This is a genomic window from Micromonospora sp. DT31 (assembly GCF_049841795.1).
GTDB lineage: Bacteria > Actinomycetota > Actinomycetes > Mycobacteriales > Micromonosporaceae > Micromonospora.
The window spans coordinates 1-7,378 of the sequence record NZ_JBNCKZ010000041.1 but is presented as its reverse complement, the minus strand read 5'-3'; the positions used below and the strand labels follow the sequence as shown (position 1 = coordinate 7,378).

Annotated in this window: 3 protein-coding genes and 1 pseudogene; 3 read left to right on the top strand and 1 reads right to left on the bottom strand. The window is 66.4% G+C overall.

All coding sequences use genetic code 11. The features are described 5' to 3' along the window. Nucleotides 1–34: 34 nt before the first annotated feature. Nucleotides 35–3,196: a hypothetical protein gene (locus ACLQ2X_RS28165; RefSeq protein WP_425684107.1), complete on the bottom strand. Its 3,162-nt coding sequence runs from the start codon at nt 3,194–3,196 to the stop codon at nt 35–37. A 1,402-nt stretch (nt 3,197–4,598) separates the two neighbouring features. Between ACLQ2X_RS28165 and ACLQ2X_RS28160 the strand changes: the two genes are divergently transcribed. The 3 genes and pseudogenes from ACLQ2X_RS28160 to ACLQ2X_RS28150 all read left to right on the top strand — a co-directional run bounded on the left by ACLQ2X_RS28160 (nt 4,599) and on the right by ACLQ2X_RS28150 (nt 7,254). Further along, the gene (locus tag ACLQ2X_RS28160) at nt 4,599–5,171 is read left to right on the top strand and encodes a hypothetical protein (protein WP_425684106.1); all 573 of its coding nucleotides are present in this window, start codon (nt 4,599–4,601) and stop codon (nt 5,169–5,171) included. Between the two features lie 205 nt (nt 5,172–5,376). Further along, nucleotides 5,377–5,592, top strand: a complete 216-nt coding sequence (locus tag ACLQ2X_RS28155; RefSeq protein WP_425684105.1) for a hypothetical protein — start codon at nt 5,377–5,379, stop codon at nt 5,590–5,592. 398 nt (nt 5,593–5,990) lie between these two features. After that, nucleotides 5,991–7,254, top strand: a pseudogene (locus tag ACLQ2X_RS28150) (IS256 family transposase). Nucleotides 7,255–7,378: the final 124 nt, after the last annotated feature.

The window sequence follows — 7,378 nt, the reverse complement described above, 5'->3', positions numbered from 1 at the left end:
GTGCTGCCACGGACGACTTCCTCCCCCACGGCCATCAGACCATGGTCAAGAAGCTCCATGAAAGCGGGGGTGGCTCAAGCCGCTGCTGGGCAGGCAGGGTGCCGAAGTACAAGATAATGTTGGGGCCGGTGCGGAGCCGATCCGGGATCAGACCTAGCAGACGACCGGGCGTCGCACGCTCCCACATGATCGCGACGTTATAGCGGCCGTTGGCCTGCGTGCCGAATTGCGGCACGTACGAGCGGCCTGCCAGCTTCGCGCGTACCTGAAAGAGCGCCGACCGGGTGCGCGGCGCGTCAGAAAGGGTGTTGAGGTAGCTGCCCTCGGCTGGAACCAAGCCCAGCATACGGAGCACGTCGCCGATCAGGCGGCGAAGGTGGGGAGTCTGGGTGTTGGCGATCTTGAGCTGGCGCAGCGTACGCCACGAGGCGATACCGTCCCGGATGATCTCCGACATCGGATCGCCAGTGCCTAGCTTGCGCTGAAGCTGTGCGATGACGTCGTCCGTCGGATCGCCGACCTCCGCGGTCGCTTCTGTGGCCATCTCGACGACCCGGGGAAAGAATGCCGTGAAGTCGTCGTCGGTCGGCTCGGCGTCATCCTCCGGCAGCTGCTGGCCCGCAGCCAGCAGGGTGAGGAACTCCTCAGCGGTGACCTCATCGCCGTTGTCCAGCAAGTTGGTGATACGGGTTGCGTCGACAGGCGACTGGGCGACGTCGCCGATGCGCTCGCGCAGGTCCTCCCGGTACTCCGTGAGCTTCGACCGGGCCTCTTGGAGCACCGCGTCGAGACGCCCCATGGTCAGATCGAAACGGTCGACGAGCGTTGCGCGCAGCCCTTCGAGGTCCTCCTCGAGTCGGTGCGCGGTCTCGTCCCGCCCCACCGACCGCAGCTTTGCGATCGCCGACTCCACCGAGGCCACAGCCTTGCTGTGCCGCTGCCTCAGATCCCGCCGGGCCTGCTGGCAGGCCTGCCGCAGATCGTTCTGGTCGGTTCCGCTGGCTTCGTCGAGCAGTCGCAGGGCCAGAGCTACGTTCCCCCGTTTGAGATGGCCACGCACCGCCTCGGCAAGGGTTCTTCCGGCGAGTGCACCCCGCAGTTGCTGCAGCGTCATCTGCTCGTCTGGGCGGCCGCCCTCGTCCCGGTCCACCTCGTACACGAGCCGGGCGGCGTGCTGTTCGAGGGATTCGACCGTGTGCAAACCGACCGGGGCGGGTTCCGAGGCGATCCAGAGAGCAAGCTGATGCAGTGCCGCCGAGCCGACCGTGCGAATGTCCGCTGGCTGCCGGTACTGCCTTGAGGCCCGCCGCAGCGCATCTACTTGAAGGAACTCCATCGAGCGGTCGGGCTGCCGGATCGCCGCGTACAGGCCCATGGCCTGCTCGATGAAATCGCGGACCTCGTCGATCGACGCCTCTAGCCGAGTCCGGGCGTTCGCCACGATCTCGTTGCGAAGCTGCGATTTGGTGCTGACGCGGGCATCAGCTTTGTCGATCAGGCCGCGCACCTTTGACCGGTCGTGCAGCTGGGCGGCGAGCCGTTGAAGTTGCTTGATCCGCTCGTCCGGACTGCCGTTCGTCGGCAGGCCGGCATCGGCAAGCTGCGCGACAGTGGTAAGGGCAATGCCCAGCTCGTTGCCGTCCTTGACTAGGTCGTGCAGGATCCGTGTGGCACGGTGCATCTTGATGTTACGGAGTAACAACGACTGCCGCAGCTGCTCTGCTGTGGCGGCCAGACCCGACCACTGCTCCAGCATCTGCGGGAAGCTGGCATCATCGCCAGCAAGCCGCACCTGTCCACGGTGGACGGCCTGGACTGCGGTCACCACAAGCTCGTGGGACGGCTCCGACTCCGTGCTGGCTCTGTCCACCAGCTGCTGCAGCCCCAGTGGGGAGTAGCCGGTGGTCAGCCCGAAGCGTAGGCACGCCGCGAGCAGCACTCGGGCCTCGTCGACGCTTGCGGTGTTGACGTCCTCCTCGTCCGGGGCGAATCCGGCCTGCTTCGCCGCCAGGTCGGCCGGGTCACAGCTCATCGCGGCCGCCAAGAAGTGCAGAGCCTGCCGCCGCACCTTCGATTCGCCCGCTGCCCGGGTGAGTAGCCAGGCCAGTCCGTACTCCTCCTCGAGCAACAGATTGACGATTGGCGGCGGTTCACCCTCGTCCCAGGGTGAGGCCGACACATCGGCCCTCACGGCTTCGGGCCCGACTCGTTGGTTGGGGGGCTCAGCCAAGGCTTCGGTCGGCTCAGAAACCTCAACTACGGCTTCGGCCACGACCTGTTCGGGGCCCACCTGCTGGGCCGCCCCTGGAGCGAACGGCTCCTCGAGTTCCTCGATGAATGCCGGATCCATCGGCTCATCCGGCACAACCCTATCGACTTCCTCAGGCAGAAGATCGGCCGGCACGCCGTTGAGCCCGTCGTCCGTGCCAGGGGTGTGGGATGCCGGAGGCTTCTCGACTTCCAGCTTTGCCAGAATCTTGTCGGCTTGGTCGTGAAGGCCGAGTTCGCGCAGCTTGGCTGCAGCCTCTGTCACGACGCGCCGGCCCTCATCCTCCTTGCGGCGCTCCTCCTCGGCTTGCCGGACGCGCTCCTCCGCCTCATGGAGCGCCGCTTGCCGTTCCGCCAGCACAGCTGCCGCCTCGGCCAGCGATTCCGGCTCCTCCCCGAGCAGAGCACCGATGGAGCTGATGACCTCATCCGCGCGCCGAAACCAGCCCGTGAGGTCGGCAAGCGAGTCCGCTGTCGGCCTCACCGAGTCAATGGTGTCCGCTTCCTCCCGCAGAGCCCGCGCCACCTCGGCGCCCTCGGCCCGGATCTCGGCCACCGCCGCCACGAGATCGTCGAGCTCTTTAACGGGATCGGGCGAGGCGGTACCAGCCGCGCCCAGGTCGGGAGCGCTCGGGTCGGACGGGTTGATATCCGGCGCGGAATCGACCTCGCCCATCAAGCGTGCCACGATCTCGTCCCAGCGGTCATCGAGGAACTCGCCGCCCGAGACGCCGCCATCGGCCACTGCGGCGAGGAAGATCACGGCGACGGCGTATGGTTCATGCTGGCCGAGGTGACCGACCAAGGCATCCACGCCTTCGTCAGAAGAAATCACTCGGCCCTTCCGCAGATCCTCCGGGAAGCGATCCTCGACATCCCGCAGAAGGGGCACAAGCCACGTTCGCAGGCGCGTGGCGTCGGCACGCATTGCCTCCGATCGGAGGGACCGCAATGCCCGGGGCCGTCCCCGCATTAGTTCCGCAGCCGTGACCCGTACCAGCGGTGCGACGGCCTGAGCGAGGGACGGGCTGGCCGCGAGAAGCTCACGGAGATCGTGATCATTCAAGCCGGTGAAGGCCATTTTCAAGCGCGGCATGTTGCGTTTCCTTCAGACACCACTCGGGTTTGCTGTCGTGAGGCAGTTAGGACTGAGGCGTTGGACGCTATCCGAGGCCGTCGGATGACGCCAGCGGCCGAAGGGATGGATCCGGCCATTGCCGGCGACCCTTCCGCTGATGAGTCATCCATCGGCGTTCCGCCGCTTGGTCCTGGCCCGCGTCGGTGGACATCCGAGATCAGGAGCCCAGAGGTCTCAGGAGGATGTCCAACGGCGCTGTTGCGTTGAGTGATCGGCTGACGTGAACCATCTCGGTCCGAAGTCAGATCGCCTGGGCGAGTTCGGTGAACGCAGCGCCGACCCGCCGGGCAGGCGGGGCGCCGACGGCGAGTTCGTAGTGTCCCAGTGCAGGTTCGGCACCGACGCGTGTCCGCCGATGATCACCCTGTGCCGCCGTGTCCGTTCGCAGCCCCGCGCGTCGACTTCAGCCGGTGTTTGAGCCGACTGTGATCAGCCTCGATTCGTTTGTTGGCTTACTGCTCGACGTCGTTCCACGCATGCGGGATCAGCTCGTCGGGGATTCCGGGATAGCCGCAGCGGCGGCAGTGACCACCTCGCGGGGTGTCACCTTCAACGTCGCAGGCCCAACGGAAGAACCGCCGGCTGCGCCAGCGCCCCGGCGGGTCGAGATGAGCACGTCGATTAGCTGCCCGTCCTGGTCGACTGCCCGGCACACGTATCGCCACACCCGTTGACCTTGACGTGCGTCTCACCGACGTGCCGTCTGTCGCCTGCTGAACGCCGGCAGAAGCAGACGGCGTGAACTATTCGGATGCGCCGAAGAGGTCACGGCTCAGGAAGCTCTGCTCAGAGGCTCGCCGATGGGATTCGGTCTCAACTCGCGGGATCCATGCCGACGCCACCACGACGGCACCCAAAGCCGTGCGCTGACGCGGTATGGCTGTCGTGATCGGCATCGACAGGCCCAGGCGGACAGCCGGCACCAGCCAGGCGGGGAGCAGCGAAGCCTGACCACCTCGGTCTTCTCTGGGAGGTCACGCCGAACCGCTCTTCTGTATCGCCGCAGGTCATGGCCCTCGACTCTGCGCAGCGTCAGTGAGCACTTCGGGCGCGGTGACCACTTCGCCCACCTGCACCCAATCTGCACCCACCTGCAAGGCGTGAAAATCCCCGAGGCCCTTACCGCCCCCGGCTTGACCGCGGCATCTGCCTCATGGTCGATCCGCTTGCGTCCGCCTGCCATCATAGGTAGATGGACGGCGATGACCGGTTTCCCCTCTTGGTGCAGCAGCTATACGACGTGCACCTGACGCTCGAATTCCTCGGAAGGGCGTCTGTCCGACCAGAGTGGTTCAACAGGGGAATCGAGGCCCGCGACGAGTTGGCGCTCGAAGTCTTGGCCGGCGCCGCAGAGCGGCTGAGCCGACTGCTGGGTCGGCATGTCTCGGTGAACGAACTAGCGCAGCTCGGCCGAAGTGAGGCATTAAGTCTACTCACACCGGGGCTCATGCAGAAGCAGGACGCAGCGCTGGCGGCGCTCCGGAGAACCTTTGACGACCATCTCCGCCGTAGGACGATTGGCCAGGGTCAGACGGTTCCGGATCGCGACGTCCGTCCGGGCCGACGGCACCCGCTCGTGAGCATCGCTCTGGGTGTCGGCATTACGGTCCTAGCGGCGACCGCCGCCGCACCGATCGCCGCCCTCGCCGTACAGGAGCCGATCACGCGGGAATTGGTGAAGGCGGCCATCACGGGCGTGGTCGGTGGGACGGTGACGGAGGTGACCCGCCCGAAGCTCACCAGACCTCACTTCCCTGGCCCCTAAGGTCGTGCGACCAGTAGTCCCGGCAGTCGCCGCTGCGGGAGAGGTGCCGGCGATACGGGAGCGGTTTCCGATGATCTTCGCGGTACGCTCAGCAGAATCGAACCTGCGACACCCGCGCGTTCACCGGCCACAACGCCTCCGGTCGGCTCGACGACAGACCGCGCTAGCTCCGTTGCAGGAGGGGGCGCTACGTCATCATGGCGTGATGGCAGCGGTAGAGGCGTGGTTTTGGGGCGGTCCGGTCGACGGCAGGATCATGCCAATGGAAATCTCGGATGCCAGCGGAGAGCCACCAGCGTCCGTGGAGCTGCGCCAGTCCGGCCTCTATCTCGGAACCGGTGATGCCGAGGCACCGGTGCTCGAGCACGTGTACGTCTTGGCGGATCCAGTTGATGGCCTCGCTGTCTACCGGTACCAATGACCTACGTGTGAGCGGCCTGACAACAGTTAGGCACGGACGTGGCGGTTAACGGCTCGCTGTCAGAGCGACGATCAGCGTCGTCACCGCTGCCACGAGTCCCGCTAGTGCGGTCAGGAGCGCGCTGATGTCCCGGAGCCACTCGCGCGTGCCCCGGACTGCCGTCTCATCATCGACGTGGGCGCACTGTCGGTCGTCCATGCCTGGCCACTCCCCTTGATGCCTCGTCCGTACGTTGCTGAGGCATCGTCGGGCCTCCCCCCACGCCGCTGGAAGCCCTTGTGGACGACACGCGCCTTTGTCCACAGCACAGAGGGTGAGGGACTGCGTAGATTTCCGTGTTTGACCTGGGTGTGGTCCGTTGGACAGGACGTTGATCCTGTCCGGGAAGGGACCACGTCATGGCAGACAAGAAGAACGCTGTTCAGCTTCCGCAGCCGTCGGCGGCGGAGGTGGAGTTCGCGCAGCAGTTGGTCGAGCGGGCGAAGGCCGACGGGGTGTCGTTGGTCGGGCCGGGTGGGCTCCTCGCGGGGATCACCCGCACGGTCCTGGAGTCAGCGCTCGACGCCGAACTGGATGCCCATCTGGACGAGGCTGGTGTCGATGAGGAGTCGGGTCGGCGGGCCAACATCCGTAACGGGCACGGGGCGAAGACGGTGCAGACCGAGGTCGGGCCGGTGCGGATTCAGGTCCCACGGGATCGGGCCGGGTCGTTCACGCCGCGGATCGTGCCCAAGCATGCCCGCCGGTTGGACGGGTTCAACGAGGCGATCCTGTCGTTGTATGCCAAAGGGCTGACCACCGGGGAGATCTCCGCGCACCTGGCGGATGTGTATGACGCCGACGTGTCCCGGGAGTTGATCAGCCGGGTCACCGACAGCGTCGTGGAGGAGATGGAAGCCTGGCGGCAGCGGCCCCTCGATCGCATCTATCCGGTGGTGTTCATCGACGCCCTGGTGATGAAGATCCGCCAGGGGCAGGTCGCGAACCGGCCCGTCTACGTCGTTGTCGGTATCAGCCTCGACGGGGAACGCGACGTGCTCGGTATGTGGGCCGGCACCGGCGGGGAAGGCGCCAAGCAATGGGCCGCCTACCTCACCGAACTGCGCAACCGGGGCGTCGAGGACGTGTTCATGGTCTGCTCCGACGGCCTGAAGGGCATGACCGACGCCATCGAGCAGGTCTGGCCGCAGGCGGTGCACCAGCGGCGCGTCGTCCACTTGGTGCGGGCCAGCCTGCGCTACACCAATCGCAAGGACTGGCAGAAGATCACCCCCGCGTTGCGGGAGATCTACACCGCCCCCCACCGTCGCCGCCGCCGAGGCCCGGTTCGAGGAGTTCGCCACGCAGTTCGGTGACCAGTACCCGGCCGTGATCCGGCTCTGGCGCCAGTCGTGGCCCCAGTTCGTGCCGTTCCTGGACTACGACCACGAGGTCCGCAAGGTCCTCTACACCACCAACATCATCGAGAGCCTGAACGCCCGGTTCCGGCAAGCCGCCCGCCGACGGGGGCACTTCCCGACCGAGCAGGCCGCGATGAAGGTCCTCTACCTCGTCGTCCAGCAGAAACGCCGGGGCGGCGGGAGCATCACCGGCCGGGTCTACGGTTGGGCCAAGGCCCTCAACGCCCTGATCCTCGCCTACGGCGACCGGATCGCCATCTAACAGCATCGATCACACCACAGGCCCAAACACGGAAATCGACACACTCCCGGTGGGGGCGATGGATGAGCAGCGGTGGCTGGATGTGCGCCGGTTCCGGGCGTTGCACGAGGCTGGTGCGAGTGTC